Here is a 16,529-nt window from a genome sequence, read left to right on the forward strand (position 1 = left end):
CTACTCCTTATACTTATTAATAATTTCAGTGACTTGACTTTCACTAACGTGGTCATAAACGTCGTCACCAACAGTTACAACAGGTGCCAAAGCACATTCACCAACGCATCTAGTCTCAACGATAGAGAAAAGTCCATCAGCTGTTGCCTCGCCCTTAGCTACATTTAACTCCTTCAAGAAGTCATCCAAAAGCTTGTCGGCTCCCTTAACGTAGCAGGCAGTACCTAAGCAGATGCATATAGAATGCTTTCCTCTAGGTTTAAAAGTGAATTGACTGTAAAACGATGCAACGCCGTAAATTTCGCTGCTATGTTTATTAAGCTTCAAAGCCATAAAGTCTACAATCTCTTCAGGTATGTATCCAAAGAGTCTTTGTGCTTCTTGAAGAACAGGCATAACAGCGCCTTTATCGTTCTTTTTTCCTTCTACAAACTCTAAGAACTCATCAAATTTAGCACGATCTTTGTTAAAACAAAAAGCCATAATTTACCTCCTTTATATTTGCATATTATTAATAATATTTTATAATAAAAACGATTTTTTGTCAACGAGATAATTACTATATTAAAGCATTTGGATAAAAACTTAATAAATATATTTTTTATTACACATAAGATAATAATTTTCGTTATTAAAAATAATTATTAAAAATATTAATACTTATTTAATAAAATTATAAAATAATTTATATCAAAGCATAGATATGAAAATAAATTTATTTTATAAAAAAATTATTGCCTTATATATAAAGAAGAGAAAAAAATATAAAAAAATAAAAAATAATTAAAAAATAATTAAAAAAACCCTTGACAGACAAGAGCTTATTATGTATAATATATGAGTGCTTAAATCAAATGGCTATGACTAAGAAAGGTTGCGCATCATGTTTTTTGTTGCGTGATGTGGTAATTTCCCTAGTTTCATGCAAGTCTACTCGAGACTGAAGTAGGCGATTGATTGGCATATTTTATTTACGCTTAGAGAAAACGCACGGATGCGTGTGTAAGAGTTGACTCTCTAAGAAGTAAAAAAATATTACATGGAGGTAATCAAATGTCAAGCAAAAAACAAAAAATCAGAATTAGACTTAAAGCTTACGATCACACACTACTAGATCAATCAGCTCAAAGAATTGTTGAAGCTGCTAAAAAGACAGGTTGTAAGGTATCAGGACCAGTTCCACTACCAACAGAAAAACAAATCGTAACAATTTTAAGATCAGTTCACGTTAACAAAGATTCAAGAGAGCAATTCGAACAAAGAACTCACAAGAGACTAATCGATATCCTTGAACCAAATGACAAAACTGTAGATGCACTAATGAAGATGAACGTGCCTGCAGGTGTAGATATAGAAATAAAACTATAATCTATAAGATTTTATTTAAAATCCGCTGTAAATTATGGAGGTGCAGTTAATGAACGGAATTTTAGCAAAGAAAATTGGAATGACACAAGTTTTCGAAGAAACAGGAAACTTAGTTCCAGTTACAGTTCTTCAAGCCGGACCTATGGTAGTTGTTCAAAAGAAAACTGTTGAAACAGACGGTTACAACGCTATAGTAGTTGGTTTTGGAGAAATCAATGAAAAGAATGTAAACAAACCTCGTAAGGGTCAATTCAAAAAAGCTAACGCTAGCTACAAAAGATACCTTAGAGAGTTTAAAGTAGAAGATGTAGAAAAATACAACTTAGGTGATGAAATCACAGTTGAAATCATGGACGGCGTTGAATTTGTAGACGTTATCGGAACATCAAAAGGTAAAGGTACTCAAGGTGTTATAAAAAGACACGGCTTCGGTAGAGGTAGAGAATCACACGGTTCAAAATTCCACAGAATGCCAGGTGGTATGGGTGCTGCAACATGGCCAGGAAAAGTATTTAAGGGCCATAGAATGATGGGCCGCATGGGTAATGAAAGAGTAACTGTTCAAAACCTAAAAGTAGTAAGAGTAGATAAAGAAAACGGAATTATCCTAATCAAAGGTGCTGTACCAGGACCAAAGAAAGGTTTAATTACTGTTAGAAAAGCAATAAAGAAATAGCGCTAAAGGAGGATTAAAATGCCAAGTTATAAAGTTTTAAACATGGAAGGTAAAGAACTTGAGACAATTGAATTAAATGATGACATCTTTAATCAAGAAGATAACCCTCATCTTATTTACCAAGTAGTAGTTAATCATTTAGCGAACAAACGTCAAGGAACTCAAAGCACTTTAACAAGAGCTGAAGTTAGAGGCGGCGGAAGAAAACCTTGGAAACAAAAAGGTACAGGTAGAGCAAGACAAGGAAGTACAAGAAGTCCTCAATGGAAGGGCGGCGGAGTTGTATTTGCACCAAAGCCAAGAAGCTATGGATACAAACTTCCTAAGAAGTTAAAGAGATTAGCTTTAAAGGTAGCTCTTTCAAACAAAGTTCGTGATAATGAGCTTATTATAGTAGATGATATAAAATTACAAGAAGTTAAGACAAAATACGCTTTTAAAGCACTACAAAATCTTAACGCAAAGAAAGCATATATAGTTACTAAAGATAACGACAAAGACACACAAAGAGCTTTTAGAAATATACCATTCACAATGATTAGTGAAGCAAGAAACATAAACGTATATGATATAGTAAGACATGACAATATGATACTTACAAAAGCTTCTTTAGAAACTATCGAGGAGGTGTTCAAATAATGCTTAATCCACATGATATAATCATAAAACCCATAGTTACAGAAAAGTCTATGAGCGATATGGAAGAAGGTAAGTACACTTTCAAAGTAGACAGAAGAATCAATAAATCTGAAATCAAAAAAGCAATTGAAAACGTTTTTGGTGTAAAGGTTGAAAAAGTAAACACAATGAACATGCAAGGTAAGTTAAAAAGACAAGGCGCACACGAAGGTAGAAGACCAAACTGGAAAAAAGCCATTGTTACACTTAAGGAAGATTCAAAGAGAATTGAATTCTTTGAAGGCATGTCAAATTAGTGATAGGAGGGAAATTTAATGGCTATTAAAACATATAAACCAACTACTCCGTCCAGAAGAATGATGGCATCACCTGCTTTTGAGCTTATCACAAGAGCTAAACCAGAAAAGTCACTTGTAGAAAGCATTAAGAAAAACTCAGGTAGAAACAACACTGGTAGAATCACATCTCGTCACAGAGGCGGGGGAGCTAAGAAGATATACAGAATTATCGACTTTAAGAGAAATAAAATAGGCGTTGTTGGAACAGTAGCTCACATCGAGTACGATCCAAACAGAACAGCAAACATCGCACTAATTCAATACGAAGACGGCGAAAAGAGATACATCCTTCATCCAGTAGGATTAAATGTTGGAGATAAAATCGAAGCAGGAGAACATGTCGATATCAAAGTAGGTAACGCACTTAAATTAAGAGACATCCCAGTAGGTACACTAATCCACAACATTGAAATGAAACCAGAAAAAGGCGGACAACTAGCAAGAAGCGCTGGTTCATACGCACAACTTATGGGTAAAGAAGGTAACTACGCACAATTAAGATTGCCATCAGGCGAGATGAGAGTTGTTTTACTAGACTGTATGGCAACAATCGGCCAAGTAGGTAACCTTGACCACGAACTAGTTAACATGGGTAAAGCTGGTAAGAAGAGATTAACAGGAAGACGCCCTCACGTAAGAGGTTCAGCGATGAACCCAGTAGACCATCCACATGGTGGTGGTGAAGGTAGAGCACCAATAGGTAGACCATCACCAATGACACCTTGGGGTAAACCTGCTCTAGGACTTAAGACTAGAAAGAAAAAGAAACATTCTGATAAGTATATAATCAGAAGAAGAAACGACAAGTAGGAGGGTTTAAATGGCAAGATCGATTAAAAAAGGACCTTTCGTAGACGAACACTTAATGAAAAAAGTTGAAGCTATGAATGAAGCTAACGATAAAAAAGTTATAAAAACATGGTCAAGACGTTCAACAATCTTCCCAGAATTCATAGGACACACAATAGCAGTATATGACGGTAGAAAACACGTTCCTGTATATATAACAGAAGATATGGTGGGACATAAACTTGGAGAGTTCGTTTTAACAAGAACTTTCAGAGGCCATGTTGCTAAAGGCGACAAAAAAGCAGCTGTAAAATAATAGAAGGAGGATATAAATGGAAGCAAAAGCAATAGCTAAATATATTAGAATATCTCCTAGAAAAGTTCACTTTATATGCAACGAAATTAGGGGAAAACATATTGATGAAGCTCTTTCTATTTTAAAGTTTACACCAAAGAAAGGCGCAAGAGAACTATTAGCAGTACTTGAATCTGCAATAGCAAACGCTACAAACAATTTTGACTTAGATAGAGACAAACTATATGTTAAGGATGCACAAGCAACTGATGGACCAAGAATGAAAAGATACAGACCAAAGGCTCACGGTTCAGCTTATCCAATACTAAAGAGAACTGCACACTTATCAGTTGTAGTATCAGACGAGAAATAAGGAGGTAAGAAATGGGCCAAAAAGTAAATCCACACGGACTAAGAGTCGGAGTTATAAAAGATTGGAGCTCAAATTGGTATGCCGACAAGAAAAGTTTCTCTGATAATTTAGTAGAAGACTATAAGATAAGAGAATATTTGAAAAAAGAGCTTTACCAAGCAGGAGTTTCAAAATTAAAAATCGAAAGAACAAGAAAGAAAATTAAAGTTACTATATATACAGCAAAACCTGGTATCGTAATCGGTAGAGGCGGAGAAGGTATAGAAGCACTTAAGAAAAAAATCGAAAGACTTACTACAAAGACAGTTTTAGTAAACGTTGAAGAAGTAAGAAAGCCAGACTTAGATGCTCAACTAGTAGCAGAAAACATTGCGTTCCAACTAGAAAGAAGAATCACATTCAGAAGAGCAATGAAAGGCGCTATCCAAAGAACAATGAAAGAAGGAGCAAAGGGTATCAAAACTCAAGTTTCCGGAAGACTTGGTGGAGCCGACATGGCTAGAAGCGAAGGTTATTCAGAAGGAACAATACCTCTACAAACACTTAGAGCAGATATTGACTATGGTTTTGCAGAAGCAAACACAACATACGGCAAGATCGGCGTAAAGGTTTGGTTATATAAAGGAGAAGTACTTCCAGAAGTAACTGACGAAAGAAAGAAAAACTTTAAAAAGAGAAGTCAAGACGACAAAAAGAAAGACTTCAAAAAGAGAAGAAGAAATAACAACCAAAATACAGGCTTTAAAGACAGAAAAAATAACAATAACAGAAGAGGCTTTAAGCCAGAAGCTAACGAAGCACAAAACGCTAATAACGAAAATTAGTAAGGAGGAAAACATACTATGTTAATGCCTAAAAGAGTAAAGCATCGTAGAGTTCATAGAGGCAGAATGAAAGGTAAAGCATATTCAGGTAACACAATTACTTACGGAGAATATGGCCTACAAGCACTAGAACCAACATGGATGACAGCAAACCAAATAGAAGCTGCTCGTCGTGCGATGACAAGATATATAAAAAGAGGTGGAAATGTTTGGATTAAAGTATTTCCAGACAAACCAGTAACAAAGAAACCTGCAGAAGTACGTATGGGTTCCGGTAAAGGTGCTCCAGAGTATTGGGTTGCAGTAGTAAAACCAGGTAGAGTATTATTTGAAATGGGTGGAGTTTCAGAAGAAATAGCAAGAGAAGCACTAAGACTTGCAGCAATGAAACTTCCTATAAAAACTAAATTTGTAGTTCGTGAAGAAGGTGGTGAAGCTAATGAAGGTTAAAGAAATACGTGATTTAACAACAGAAGAACTAAATCAAAAAGAAAAAGAGCTTAAAAAAGAACTATTTAACCTAAGATTCCAATTAGCTACCGGACAATTAGAAAACCCAAAGACAATTTCTCAAGTTAAAAAAGACATTGCTAGAGTGAAAACAATTGTCAGAGAAAGAGAACTTTCTCAAGTAAAGGAGGCTTAAATCAATGGAAAGAAATCTTAGAAAAGTTAGAACAGGTACAGTAGTTTCTGATAAGATGGAAAAGACAATAACTGTTGCAGTTGAAACAAAAGTTAGTCATCCTATATATAAGAAGAGAGTTAACAGAACTACTAAATTTAAGGCTCACGATGAAAACAACGAAGCAAGAGTTGGCGATTTTGTAAAGATTATGGAAACAAGACCACTATCTAAGACAAAAAGATGGAGACTCGTAGAAATTATAGAAAAAGCAAAATAGTCCTTTTATAGGAAGGGAGGTTAATAAATTGATACAATCTGAATCAAGAATGAGAGTAGCTGATAACTCCGGAGCCAGAGAGGTACTAGTAATTAAAGTCTTAGGTGGCAGTAAAAGAAAGTATGCCGGAGTGGGCGATATAGTGGTTTGCACAGTTAAAAATGCAACACCAGGAGGCGTTGTTAAAAAAGGAGACGTTGTTAAAGCTGTTATAGTTAGAACAACACAACCAATAAGAAGACAAGATGGATCATATATAAGATTTGATGATAACGCAGCAGTTATCGTAAAAGAAGATAAAAATCCTGTTGGAACTCGTATATTTGGACCTGTAACTAGAGAACTAAGAACTGGTGGTTATATGAAGATAATATCACTAGCTCCAGAAGTTCTTTAATGAAGGGAGGTTAAATTATGCACGTTAAAGTAGGCGACAAGGTAATTGTTATTGCCGGTAAAGATAAAGGAAAAACAGGTAAAGTTTTAAAAGCATTACCAAAGAAAGACCGTGTTGTTGTTGAAGGAATAAACATTCAAACAAGACACCAAAAAGCTCGTGGACCTCAAGAACCAGGTGGAATTATTAAATCAGAAGGAGCAATACATGTTTCTAACGTAATGGTTTATAATGAATCACTTAAAAAAGGTACAAGAGTAGGCTATAAAGTTTTGGAAGACGGCAAGAAAGTTAGATACATGAAAGCCGACGGAGAAACATTAGACAAATAAGGGAGGTAGAACGGATGGCTTCCAGACTGGAAACAAGGTACAAAGAAGAAATTGTGCCTCAAATGATGGAAAAATTAGGATATGATAATATAATGCAAGTTCCTAAGCTAGATAAAGTTGTTATCAACATCGGTTTAGGACACGCTAAAGAAAATCCAAAAGTTCTTGAAAGTGCCTTAAAAGAATTAGAGTTAATAACTGGACAAAAACCTGTTATTACACACGCTAAGAAATCTATAGCTAACTTTAAGCTAAGAGAAGGCATGAAGATCGGATGTAAAGTAACATTAAGAAGAGACAAAATGTACTACTTCTTAGATAAGTTAATGAACATCGCTCTTCCAAGAGTAAGAGACTTTAGAGGTGTCAGCAGCACTTCATTCGACGGTAGAGGAAACTATGCATTAGGTATTAAAGAACAATTAATCTTCCCTGAAATCATATACGATGAAGTAGATGAAATCAGAGGTATGGATATCATAATTGTTACTACAGCAAATACTGATAAAGAAGCAAAATTATTCTTAGAGCTTCTTGGTATGCCTTTTAGAAAGTAAAAGGAGGAAGTAGATGGCTAAAAAATCAATGGTTGCTAAGCAACAAAGTAAACAAAAATACAAGGTAAGAGAGTATAACAGATGCAAGATTTGCGGAAGACCTCATGGTTACCTTAGAAAATATGGAATTTGCCGTATATGCTTCAGAAAATTAGCATATAAGGGAGAAATTCCTGGCGTAAGAAAAGCAAGCTGGTAGAAGGAGGAGTGATGTAATATGATGACGGATCCAATCGCGGATATGCTTACAAGAATCAGAAATTCTAACTCACAAAAACACGATTCAGTAGATATTCCGAAGTCAAGAATTAAACAAGAAATCGCTCAAATACTTTTAGATGAAGGATATATAAAAGGCTTTGAAATCGTAGATGACAAAAAGCAAGGCATAATAAGAGTTGAACTAAAATACCTTCCAAACAAAGAAAGAGTAATTTCCGGTATAAAGAGAATTTCTAAACCCGGACTTAGAATATATGTAAATTCAAACGAAGTGCCTAAAGTATTAGGTGGATTAGGTATAGCAATACTTTCTACATCCCATGGTCTTATGACAGACAAAAAAGCTAGAGAAGACAAAGTGGGCGGAGAAGTAATCTGCTATGTATGGTAAAATTAGCTAGGAGGAGTAATAATGTCAAGAATAGGTCTTAAACCTATTACAGTACCTCAAGGCGTTGAAATTAAAGTTAATGACGGAGTAGTTACTGTAAAAGGACCAAAGGGCGAACTTAAAGAAAACATCTGTAAAGATCTTACAATCAAGATTGAAGATGGTATCTTACATGTTGAACGTCCAAATGATGAAAAGAAAATAAAAGCTCTACACGGCCTAACTAGATCACTAATCCATAATATGGTTACAGGTGTAACAGAAGGTTTCTCAAAAGAACTTACTATTATAGGTACAGGTTATAGAGCACAAAAGAATGGAAATAAATTAGCCTTAACACTTGGCTTTTCACATCCACTTGAACTAGAAGATCCAGAAGGAATCACAGTTGAAGTGCCAGAACAAGACAAGATAGTTGTTAAAGGACTAGACAAACAAAAAGTAGGACAATACGCTGCATACATCAGAACATTCAGAATGCCAGAACCATACAAAGGAAAAGGTATTAGATACACTGACGAGTATGTAAGACGTAAAGTTGGTAAGACTGGTAAGTAGGAGGATAATTAGATGATAAACAAAGAAGCAAAAAAAGTAAGTCGTCAAAAAAGACACTTAAGAATCAGATCTAAGATTTCCGGTACTCAAGAAAGACCAAGACTATGTGTATTTAGAAGTGATAAACATATATATGCACAACTAATAGATGACGTTAATGGTGTGACACTTGCTCAAAGCTCAACACTTGATAAGTCTTTAAATTTAGAGAAAACATCAAACATTGAAGCAGCTAAAGCTGTTGGAACAAAAATTGGTGAAATCGCTAAAGAAAAAGGCATAGAAGAAGTAGTATTTGACAGAGCAGGTTATATCTACCATGGTAGAATTAAAGAACTAGCTGAAGCAGCTAGATCAGCAGGTCTTAAATTTTAACGAAGGAGGGGAATTAATGGAACACTTAATTATTGATGCAGCAACTCTTGATCTTGAAGAACAAGTAGTTTCTATAAACAGAGTTGCAAAAGTAGTAAAGGGTGGTAGAAACTTTAGATTCTCGGCCTTAGTTGTTGTTGGAGACAGACAAGGACACGTTGGTGTTGGTATGAGTAAAGCACTTGAAGTACCTGAAGCTATTAGAAAAGCAGTACAAGACGCTAAGAAACACCTAATCGAAGTTTCGATAGTTGATACAACTATCCCACACGAAATTAAAGGCGTTTATGGCGCAGGTAAAGTATTCTTAAAGCCAGCTCCTAAGGGATCAGGTGTTAAGGCATCTTCTGCTATCCGTGCCGTATGTGAACTTGCAGGTATTGAAAATATTTCTGCTAAACGTCTTGGATCAAACAATCCTCGTAACATTGTAAACGCTACAATCAACGGACTTATGAACTTAAAGAAGGCCGAAGATGTTGCTAGAGCAAGAGGAAAATCAGTAGAAGAATTATTAGGATAGGAGGTTTAAGTATGAACACAATTAAAATTAAACTTAAGAGAAGTTTTATAGGTAAACCTTCTGATCATATAAAGGTAGTTAAAGCTATTGGTCTTAGAAAGATAGGACAAGTAGTAGAAAAGAACGATACCCCACAAATTAGAGGGATGATACACAAAGTAGACTACATGCTTGAAATCGTAGACTAATTAAGGAGGTGTAAAGATGAAGCTAAATAATTTACAAGCTCAAGAAGGCGGAAAGATCGGTAAAAAAGCTGCTCGTAGAGGTAGAGGTATTGGATCAGGCCTAGGTAAAACTGCTGGTCGTGGTACAAAAGGACAAAAGTCTAGATCCGGTGGAGGAGTAAGACCAGGATTCGAAGGTGGTCAAATGCCATTATTCAGAAGATTACCTAAGAGGGGCTTTACAAACATATTCAGAAAAGAATATGCTATAGTTAACATCTCCAGCTTAAATGTCTTTGATGATGGTGAGACTGTAGATACACAAAAACTTATCGAAAGAGGCTTAGTTAAGAAGAGCTTAGCAACAGCTAACGGCGTTAAGGTTTTAGGTAACGGAGAACTAGAAAAGAAAATCAATCTAAACGTTGAAAGAATAAGTGAAAGTGCTAAAGAAAAGGTTGAGGCAAAGGGCGGAAAGGTAGAGGTGAAATAATATGTTTAAGACTCTAAAGAACGCATGGGCAGTTAAAGAGATCAGAATAAAGATTTTATTCACTCTTGCTATGCTTTTCATTTATAGACTTGGAAACTTTATTCCACTTCCATTTGTAAACAGAGATGCTCTACAAAGCTTTTTCGCTGCAAATGACTCAAGCCTTTTAGGCTTTCTAGATATGATGGCTGGTGGAGCGTTATCAAGATTAAGTATATTTGCATCAAACATATATCCTTATATCAACGCATCTATCATCATACAACTTTTAACAGTAGCTATACCAAAGCTAGAAGAACTAGCTAAGGAAGGCGAAACTGGTAGAAAGAAAATTAACAGATACACAAGATACCTAACTATAATATTAGCTATAATTCAAGGTATCGGTACAGTATTTGGACTATTAAGAGGAACAATCACTGGCGGAACTTGGGCAAAATTACTTATGGTACTTTGCTTAGTAGCTGGTACACAATTCTTAGTATTCCTAGGTGATCAAATCACTGAAAAAGGCGTTGGTAATGGTATTTCCCTTATCATCTTCCTAGGAATCATCGCAAGACTTCCTGATACAGTAGGACAATACTTTAAATTAACTAAAGCTGGACAATATAGTCTAATCAACGTTATAGTTATGGTTATCGCTATGATAGCTATAGTTGCTTTCGTTGTAGCAATACAAGAAGGCGAAAGAAGAATTGGCGTTCAATATGCCAAAAGAGTAGTTGGTAGAAAGATGTATGGCGGACAATCAACACACATCCCTATCAAAGTAAACATGGCAGGCGTTATGCCAGTTATCTTCTCAACATCATTCCTTGGAGCTTTCCAAACAATCGGAATGATTACAGGAGGTTCATTTGGTAAGTTTATGGAAACATATTTAGGATATAATTCAGTAGCATTTGCTATATTAAACATCTTACTAATTATATTCTTCACATTCTTCTATAACGAAATTCAATTTAATCCAATTGAATACTCTAAAAATTTACAACAAAACGGTGGATTCATCCCTGGTATTAGACCAGGTAGACCAACTAGCGACTTCTTAGCAAAGATCGTTAGAAGAATTGGTCTTGTTGGAGCTATATCACTTGCAATACTTGCTACACTACCAATAGTGCTTGGAGCAATCTTAAAGATGCAAACACACTTTACTGGTACAGGTATCATAATCGTTGTAGGTGTTGTTATTGAAACAATCAAGCAAATCGAAGCTCAAATGATGATGAGACATTACAAGGGTTTCTTAAGCTAGGAGGTAGTAAATGAGATTATTAATTTTAGGACCTCCAGGAGCTGGAAAAGGAACTCAAAGTGATAAGATAGTTGAACATTATAAAGTAAAACACATCTCTACAGGAGATATGTTTAGAGAGAATATTAAAGGCGGTACAGAACTTGGTAAGAAGGCAACTGAGTACATGGATAAGGGACTTTTAGTTCCAGACTCACTTGTTAATGACATGGTTATGGATAGATTATCAAAAGATGATCTTAAAGAACATGGCTTCTTACTAGACGGTTACCCAAGAAATATAAGCCAAGCAGAAGCACTTAAAGACATGCTTACTAAGCTTGATATGCCGCTAGATGCAGTTATCAACATAGAAGTACCTTCTAAATTCTTAATCGATAGAATCACTGGAAGAAGAGTGTGCCCTAAGTGCCAAAGAAGCTATCACATTGCCAACAATCCTCCAAAGGAAGAAGGCATTTGTGATTATGATGGCGAAGCTCTTATTACTAGAAAGGACGACAACGAAGAAACTGTTAAAAACAGAATCGATGTTTACGACAACGAAACAAAGCCTTTAGTAGATTTCTACACAAAAGAAGGTATTATATTGAATATCGATGGAACTCTTTCTATTGATGAGACTTTTGAATCGATAAAATCTAAATTGGGTAAATAGGTGAAACGATGGAATCTACAAAAGATATTGTAGTAGGACAGCTGGTTAAATCTAAATCCGGAAGAGATATGATGAGACTGTTTTTAGTATACGATGTTGTTGATGATGAGCACGTGCTTTTAGTTGACGGCAAACTAAGAAGGCTAGAGAAGCCAAAGCTTAAGAAAATTAAGCACTTAATCGTATATCATACAATAGTTGAAGATTTTCAAAAGAAAGTTGAAGAAAATTCAAGATTAACAAACAGTCAAATAAGAAAGTATCTAGAACCTTTCTTGATAGAGGAACATTAGGAGGACAAAATGGCTAAAAAAGACATTATAGAGCTTGAAGGCGTAGTAGTCGATGCACTACCAAACGCTATATTCAAGGTGAAGCTTCAAAATGAACATATAATTACATGTCATATCTCTGGAAAATTAAGAATGAATTATATAAGGATTTTACCCGGAGATACAGTAAATGTCGAACTTTCTCCATACGATTTGGAGAGAGGTCGTATAACTTGGCGTAAGAAGTAAGGAGAGATAAAATGAAGGTAAGACCATCAGTTAAAAAAATTTGTGATAAATGCAAAATTATCAAAAGACACGGAAAAGTTATGGTAATTTGCGAAAATCCAAAACATAAACAAGTACAAGGTTAATAGGAGGTGTAGCTTAATGGCAAGAATTGCAGGTGTTGATATCCCTAGAGATAAAAGAGTTGAAATATCATTAACATATATATTCGGTATAGGTCTTTCAACTTCACAAAAAATATTAAGTGAATGCGGTATAAATCCTGATACAAGAGTTAAGGATTTAACAGAAGCAGAAGTAAATCAAATCAGAGACAAGATTGATCACATTAAGGTTGAAGGTGACCTAAGACGTGATGTTGCTCTAAATATAAAGAGACTTCGTGAAATAAACTCATACAGAGGAATTAGACATAAAAGAAATCTTCCTGTAAGAGGACAAAGAACAAAGACTAATGCTAGGACTAGAAAAGGCCCTAACGCAGGTAATAAGTAAGGAGGTAGAGTAAATGGCAGTTAAAAAAGGTACAAAAACTAAAACTAAAAGAAGAGTTAAAAAGAACATAGAAAAAGGCCAAGCTCATATTTCTTCATCTTTCAACAACACAATGGTAACTATTTCCGATATGCAAGGAAATGTATTATCATGGGCTAGTGCTGGACAATTAGGCTTTAGAGGTTCAAGAAAATCAACTCCATTCGCAGCACAAGAAGCAGCTGAAACAGCAGCTAAAAAAGCTATGGAACACGGTCTAAAAACTGTAGAAGTTTACGTAAAAGGACCAGGAGCTGGTAGAGAAGCAGCTATAAGAAGTCTGCAAGCAACAGGACTTGAAGTTAACATGATCAAAGATGTTACGCCTATACCTCATAACGGTTGCAGACCACCTAAGAGAAGAAGAGTATAATTATATATATACTTTTAGTCTAAGGAGGGGTTAATTGTGATTGAAATAGAAAAGCCACATGTACAAGTACAAAGTGCTACAAGTGACGGAACTTATGTAAAGATGATTATAGAACCTCTTGAAAGAGGCTACGGAGAAACACTTGGTAACTCATTAAGAAGAGTACTTCTTTCTTTATTACCAGGTGCAGCTATAAACAAAATCAAGATAGAAAACGTTTTACACGAATTTTCTACTATTGATGGAGTATTAGAGGATGTAAGCGAAATAATATTAAATATTAAGAGCTTAGTTCTTAAATACACAGGAGATGAACCGCAAAAACTACTTATCGATCAAAAAGGACCGAAAGAAGTAACTGCAAAAGACATAGTCGCATCACCTGAAGTTGAAGTTATAAATCCAGATCATCACATAGCAACTATAAATGAAGATGGAAAATTAAGTATTGAAATGGACCTTGTAAGAGGCAGAGGCTATGAACTAACAGATATATACAGAACTGGCGACGAAACAGAGGCTGAAATAGGCATTATCCCTATAGACGCATCATTCTCACCAGTAAAGAAAGTTAATATATCGATTGACAATACAAGAGTTGGACAAATAACAGACTTTGATAAATTAACACTCGAAGTATGGACTAACGGAACTATAAAAGCAGTAGACGCTGTAAGTTATGCAGCAAAGATCATTACAGAACACATGGGACTACTAATGGAATTATCCGACGGTATTGAAGATGTTGAAGTTATGATAGATGTTCCTAACAAGAAGAAAGATAAAGCGCTTGATATGCAAGTAGAAGAACTTGATCTTTCAGTTAGAAGCTACAACTGCTTAAAGAGAGCTAATATTAACACAGTTCAAGAGCTTGTTAGCAAGACTGATTCAGAAATGATGAAGGTAAGAAACCTTGGAAAGAAATCACTTGAAGAGGTAAAGAATAAGCTTGCAGAACTCAACTTATTTTTAAAGGAAGAAGAATAGGAGGAAGCTTATGGCACAATACAGAAAATTAGGCCGTAGAACTGACCATAGAAATGCTATGCTTCGTAACTTGGTAACATCACTTATAAAAGAGGGAGAAATAAAGACTACAGTTACACGTGCAAAAGAAACAAAGAGAATGGCTGATAAGATGATCACTCTTGCTAAAAGAGGCGATATGCATGCAATCAGACAAGCACAAAGCTACATCTATGACAAAGAAGTAAGTAAAAAATTATTTACAGAAATCGCGCCTAAGTACGCAGACAGACAAGGCGGCTACACAAGAATATTTAAACTTGAACCAAGAATTGGTGATGGCGCCGAAATCGCGTTATTAAGATTAATATAAGTTAAAGATGTATATAAAGTGGGCTTAACTAGTCCACTTTTTTACGCTTAAATTTTTAGAATATGAAAGATTTAAACAAAAAAAGAATAGTTTCCACTTGGAAAGGTGGTAAAACAACACAGCTTTGCATAGTACCAGAAAATGCCTCACTTCAAGAGAGAAACTTTGATTTAAGGATATCATCAGCGACGATTGATCTAGAGCGCTCAGAGTTTTCAGACTTTAGAGGCTATAGAAGATATTTAATGAAACTTGAAGGAGATATAACACTTTTAATAGATGATAAAACCATCATCATAAAGAGAGATGAAGCCTTTGAATTTATGGGAGATGAAAAAGTCATCTCCATCAGCAAAGAGCCATCACGCGACTTCAACGTCATCATTAAAAAAGATAAAAAAGCAGATATATCCATAAAAGAGAATGAAAAATTGAATACAAATAAGGGAGAATATATATTTTCCCTTGAAAAAGCTAAAATAAATGGCAAAGACGTAGATAAATATGCCCTATATGAAAGTGAAGAAGAGAACATTGAATTACAAGGCAAATTTATCTACATCAGATTACATCAATAGGAGAACTAATATGAAAAAATATAAACAAATACTAGCGTTAGTACTAGTTTTAATGCTAACAATAACATTATTCGCATGCAATAAAACAGAAAATAAAGAAGAAAACAAAGAGACAACAGAAACAACAGAAACAGAAAAGACAGAAGAAACAAAAACAGAAGATAAAGACGCCGAAGCAAAAGAAGGCGACGCTGAGCTTCCTCAAGATGCACTAAAATTAGAAACAAAAAAAGCAGAAAATTTAGACGAAAAATATAACAACGCATACGCACTTATGGACACAGAGAATCAAGACAACAAGGCAAAGTACGATGCCTTATATCCAAACGATCCATACAAGATAGACGTAAACGTTAAAGAAGCGGACGAAGCAAACAAGGCAAACTATCTAGGACTTCTAGAAAATTTAATCTATATGGATAGAAAATTAGATGAAGTGACAGAAGATAAACCTTACGATACAAATAGAAATAAAGGCGAAGCTGTTTTAACATATGTACTTTCAAACGAAGATGGCAAAGATTCAGTATTTTTCGCAAATAGAGACCTATATAACTTCTTAAAACTTGATTTAGAAACAGGCGACAAACTAAGAATTAAAGATTGGTCACTATTAATTGATGAAGCAACACACGTAATCTTAGGATACAATCAAAAAGACAGATACGAATTAGGCAAAACATACGAAATCGACTACTTCGGATCAAAGCTAAAAATTATGCCAGTTGGAGTAGCTAAAGAAGGCACAAGCTATGTTAATGGTAAAGGTGAAGAAATATCATTAGATAACACAATCATCGCTCCACTTAAATATGGTGATTCAAAAGAAATGCTTAACGAAGAACAATATAAAGAAATAATCGACAATGCATTGATATTATCACCAGAAGCTGATAAGGCAATGTATTTAGGTAATTATATTAGAGGTGCATATAAAGCAGTACACTTAAGTGATCTAATTTTGCGTTAAAATTGCCCCTAACACTTGTTCGCTTTTCGGTAATGCTCGAGTATCTTATATACGCTCCGCTTACCTCAAA

The 16,529-nt window shown here is 35.0% G+C and carries 33 protein-coding genes; 32 read left to right on the top strand and 1 reads right to left on the bottom strand.

Features of this window, described 5'->3' with window-relative positions; genetic code table 11:
- Positions 1-483: an NADH-quinone oxidoreductase subunit NuoE family protein gene (locus M1R53_RS01010; RefSeq protein ID WP_249242777.1), complete on the bottom strand. Its 483-nt coding sequence runs from the start codon at positions 481-483 to the stop codon at positions 1-3.
- A gap of 570 nt (positions 484-1,053) precedes the next feature.
- Here M1R53_RS01010 and rpsJ point away from each other — a divergent pair.
- From rpsJ to M1R53_RS01170, 32 genes are all read left to right on the top strand, one after another.
- Positions 1,054-1,368, top strand: coding sequence for a 30S ribosomal protein S10 (gene rpsJ, locus M1R53_RS01015; RefSeq protein WP_019214284.1), 315 nt, complete (start codon positions 1,054-1,056; stop codon positions 1,366-1,368).
- 49 nt (positions 1,369-1,417) lie between these two features.
- On the top strand, positions 1,418-2,044 hold the full coding sequence (gene rplC / locus M1R53_RS01020) for a 50S ribosomal protein L3 (protein WP_249242778.1): 627 nt from the start codon (positions 1,418-1,420) through the stop codon (positions 2,042-2,044).
- Between the two features lie 18 nt (positions 2,045-2,062).
- A complete protein-coding gene (gene rplD, locus M1R53_RS01025) occupies positions 2,063-2,683 on the top strand; it encodes a 50S ribosomal protein L4 (protein ID WP_019214286.1) in 621 nt (206 codons plus the stop codon).
- Positions 2,680-2,979 carry a 50S ribosomal protein L23 gene (gene rplW, locus M1R53_RS01030; RefSeq protein WP_242824751.1) on the top strand — a complete coding sequence of 100 codons (300 nt, stop codon included), beginning with the start codon at positions 2,680-2,682 and terminating at the stop codon, positions 2,977-2,979. The genes rplD and rplW overlap by 4 nt, the downstream gene beginning before the upstream one ends.
- 18 nt (positions 2,980-2,997) lie before the next feature.
- Positions 2,998-3,831: a 50S ribosomal protein L2 gene (gene rplB / locus M1R53_RS01035; RefSeq protein ID WP_019214288.1), complete on the top strand. Its 834-nt coding sequence runs from the start codon at positions 2,998-3,000 to the stop codon at positions 3,829-3,831.
- 10 nt (positions 3,832-3,841) lie between these two features.
- Positions 3,842-4,126, top strand: a complete 285-nt coding sequence (gene rpsS / locus M1R53_RS01040) for a 30S ribosomal protein S19 (protein ID WP_085839437.1) — start codon at positions 3,842-3,844, stop codon at positions 4,124-4,126.
- A gap of 16 nt (positions 4,127-4,142) precedes the next feature.
- The gene (rplV, locus tag M1R53_RS01045) at positions 4,143-4,478 is read left to right on the top strand and encodes a 50S ribosomal protein L22 (protein ID WP_019214290.1); all 336 of its coding nucleotides are present in this window, start codon (positions 4,143-4,145) and stop codon (positions 4,476-4,478) included.
- A gap of 11 nt (positions 4,479-4,489) precedes the next feature.
- Positions 4,490-5,302, top strand: coding sequence for a 30S ribosomal protein S3 (gene rpsC, locus M1R53_RS01050; protein ID WP_019214291.1), 813 nt, complete (start codon positions 4,490-4,492; stop codon positions 5,300-5,302).
- A gap of 18 nt (positions 5,303-5,320) precedes the next feature.
- On the top strand, positions 5,321-5,752 hold the full coding sequence (gene rplP / locus M1R53_RS01055) for a 50S ribosomal protein L16 (RefSeq protein WP_019214292.1): 432 nt from the start codon (positions 5,321-5,323) through the stop codon (positions 5,750-5,752).
- On the top strand, positions 5,742-5,948 hold the full coding sequence (gene rpmC / locus M1R53_RS01060; RefSeq protein ID WP_019214293.1) for a 50S ribosomal protein L29: 207 nt from the start codon (positions 5,742-5,744) through the stop codon (positions 5,946-5,948). Before rplP ends, rpmC begins: the two co-directional genes overlap by 11 nt.
- A 4-nt stretch (positions 5,949-5,952) precedes the next feature.
- A complete protein-coding gene (gene rpsQ / locus M1R53_RS01065) occupies positions 5,953-6,207 on the top strand; it encodes a 30S ribosomal protein S17 (RefSeq protein ID WP_019214294.1) in 255 nt (84 codons plus the stop codon).
- 28 nt (positions 6,208-6,235) lie between these two features.
- Positions 6,236-6,604, top strand: a complete 369-nt coding sequence (gene rplN, locus M1R53_RS01070; RefSeq protein ID WP_019214295.1) for a 50S ribosomal protein L14 — start codon at positions 6,236-6,238, stop codon at positions 6,602-6,604.
- 17 nt (positions 6,605-6,621) lie between these two features.
- Positions 6,622-6,936, top strand: coding sequence for a 50S ribosomal protein L24 (gene rplX / locus M1R53_RS01075; RefSeq protein ID WP_019214296.1), 315 nt, complete (start codon positions 6,622-6,624; stop codon positions 6,934-6,936).
- A 14-nt stretch (positions 6,937-6,950) separates the two neighbouring features.
- On the top strand, positions 6,951-7,493 hold the full coding sequence (gene rplE / locus M1R53_RS01080; RefSeq protein ID WP_019214297.1) for a 50S ribosomal protein L5: 543 nt from the start codon (positions 6,951-6,953) through the stop codon (positions 7,491-7,493).
- A gap of 13 nt (positions 7,494-7,506) precedes the next feature.
- A complete protein-coding gene (locus tag M1R53_RS01085; protein ID WP_019214298.1) occupies positions 7,507-7,692 on the top strand; it encodes a type Z 30S ribosomal protein S14 in 186 nt (61 codons plus the stop codon).
- A 21-nt stretch (positions 7,693-7,713) separates the two neighbouring features.
- Entirely contained in the window at positions 7,714-8,106 is a 393-nt protein-coding gene (rpsH, locus tag M1R53_RS01090; RefSeq protein ID WP_283162619.1) for a 30S ribosomal protein S8, read from the top strand.
- Positions 8,107-8,127: 21 nt separating this feature from the next.
- Positions 8,128-8,664 (top strand): 50S ribosomal protein L6, encoded by a 537-nt coding sequence (gene rplF, locus M1R53_RS01095; RefSeq protein WP_019214300.1) that lies wholly within the window; start codon positions 8,128-8,130, stop codon positions 8,662-8,664.
- 12 nt (positions 8,665-8,676) lie between these two features.
- A complete protein-coding gene (gene rplR, locus M1R53_RS01100) occupies positions 8,677-9,039 on the top strand; it encodes a 50S ribosomal protein L18 (RefSeq protein WP_019214301.1) in 363 nt (120 codons plus the stop codon).
- A gap of 16 nt (positions 9,040-9,055) precedes the next feature.
- Positions 9,056-9,562 (top strand): 30S ribosomal protein S5, encoded by a 507-nt coding sequence (gene rpsE, locus M1R53_RS01105; RefSeq protein WP_249242779.1) that lies wholly within the window; start codon positions 9,056-9,058, stop codon positions 9,560-9,562.
- Between the two features lie 11 nt (positions 9,563-9,573).
- Complete coding sequence (gene rpmD / locus M1R53_RS01110; RefSeq protein ID WP_019214303.1) at positions 9,574-9,750, top strand: 50S ribosomal protein L30; 177 nt, start codon at positions 9,574-9,576, stop codon at positions 9,748-9,750.
- Between the two features lie 16 nt (positions 9,751-9,766).
- Positions 9,767-10,222, top strand: a complete 456-nt coding sequence (gene rplO, locus M1R53_RS01115; protein ID WP_019214304.1) for a 50S ribosomal protein L15 — start codon at positions 9,767-9,769, stop codon at positions 10,220-10,222.
- A gap of 1 nt (position 10,223) precedes the next feature.
- Positions 10,224-11,483, top strand: a complete 1,260-nt coding sequence (gene secY, locus M1R53_RS01120) for a preprotein translocase subunit SecY (protein WP_249242780.1) — start codon at positions 10,224-10,226, stop codon at positions 11,481-11,483.
- Positions 11,484-11,493: 10 nt separating this feature from the next.
- Positions 11,494-12,141 carry an adenylate kinase gene (locus M1R53_RS01125; protein WP_019214306.1) on the top strand — a complete coding sequence of 216 codons (648 nt, stop codon included), beginning with the start codon at positions 11,494-11,496 and terminating at the stop codon, positions 12,139-12,141.
- Positions 12,142-12,209: 68 nt separating this feature from the next.
- Entirely contained in the window at positions 12,210-12,434 is a 225-nt protein-coding gene (locus M1R53_RS01130; protein ID WP_249242781.1) for a KOW domain-containing RNA-binding protein, read from the top strand.
- A 9-nt stretch (positions 12,435-12,443) separates the two neighbouring features.
- Positions 12,444-12,662, top strand: a complete 219-nt coding sequence (gene infA / locus M1R53_RS01135) for a translation initiation factor IF-1 (protein WP_019214308.1) — start codon at positions 12,444-12,446, stop codon at positions 12,660-12,662.
- 11 nt (positions 12,663-12,673) lie between these two features.
- A complete protein-coding gene (rpmJ, locus tag M1R53_RS01140) occupies positions 12,674-12,787 on the top strand; it encodes a 50S ribosomal protein L36 (RefSeq protein ID WP_019214309.1) in 114 nt (37 codons plus the stop codon).
- Positions 12,788-12,803: 16 nt separating this feature from the next.
- The gene (gene rpsM / locus M1R53_RS01145; protein WP_019214310.1) at positions 12,804-13,157 is read left to right on the top strand and encodes a 30S ribosomal protein S13; all 354 of its coding nucleotides are present in this window, start codon (positions 12,804-12,806) and stop codon (positions 13,155-13,157) included.
- Between the two features lie 13 nt (positions 13,158-13,170).
- On the top strand, positions 13,171-13,569 hold the full coding sequence (gene rpsK / locus M1R53_RS01150; protein WP_019214311.1) for a 30S ribosomal protein S11: 399 nt from the start codon (positions 13,171-13,173) through the stop codon (positions 13,567-13,569).
- A 36-nt stretch (positions 13,570-13,605) separates the two neighbouring features.
- Positions 13,606-14,559: a DNA-directed RNA polymerase subunit alpha gene (locus M1R53_RS01155; protein ID WP_249242782.1), complete on the top strand. Its 954-nt coding sequence runs from the start codon at positions 13,606-13,608 to the stop codon at positions 14,557-14,559.
- Between the two features lie 10 nt (positions 14,560-14,569).
- Positions 14,570-14,911 (top strand): 50S ribosomal protein L17, encoded by a 342-nt coding sequence (gene rplQ / locus M1R53_RS01160; protein ID WP_019214313.1) that lies wholly within the window; start codon positions 14,570-14,572, stop codon positions 14,909-14,911.
- A gap of 62 nt (positions 14,912-14,973) precedes the next feature.
- Positions 14,974-15,489, top strand: a complete 516-nt coding sequence (locus M1R53_RS01165) for a HutD family protein (protein ID WP_249242783.1) — start codon at positions 14,974-14,976, stop codon at positions 15,487-15,489.
- 10 nt (positions 15,490-15,499) lie between these two features.
- Entirely contained in the window at positions 15,500-16,459 is a 960-nt protein-coding gene (locus tag M1R53_RS01170; protein ID WP_249242784.1) for a hypothetical protein, read from the top strand.
- Positions 16,460-16,529 lie beyond the last annotated feature (70 nt).

Source organism: Fenollaria massiliensis, assembly GCF_023347705.1.
GTDB classification, from domain to species: Bacteria; Bacillota; Clostridia; order Tissierellales; family Peptoniphilaceae; genus Fenollaria; species Fenollaria massiliensis.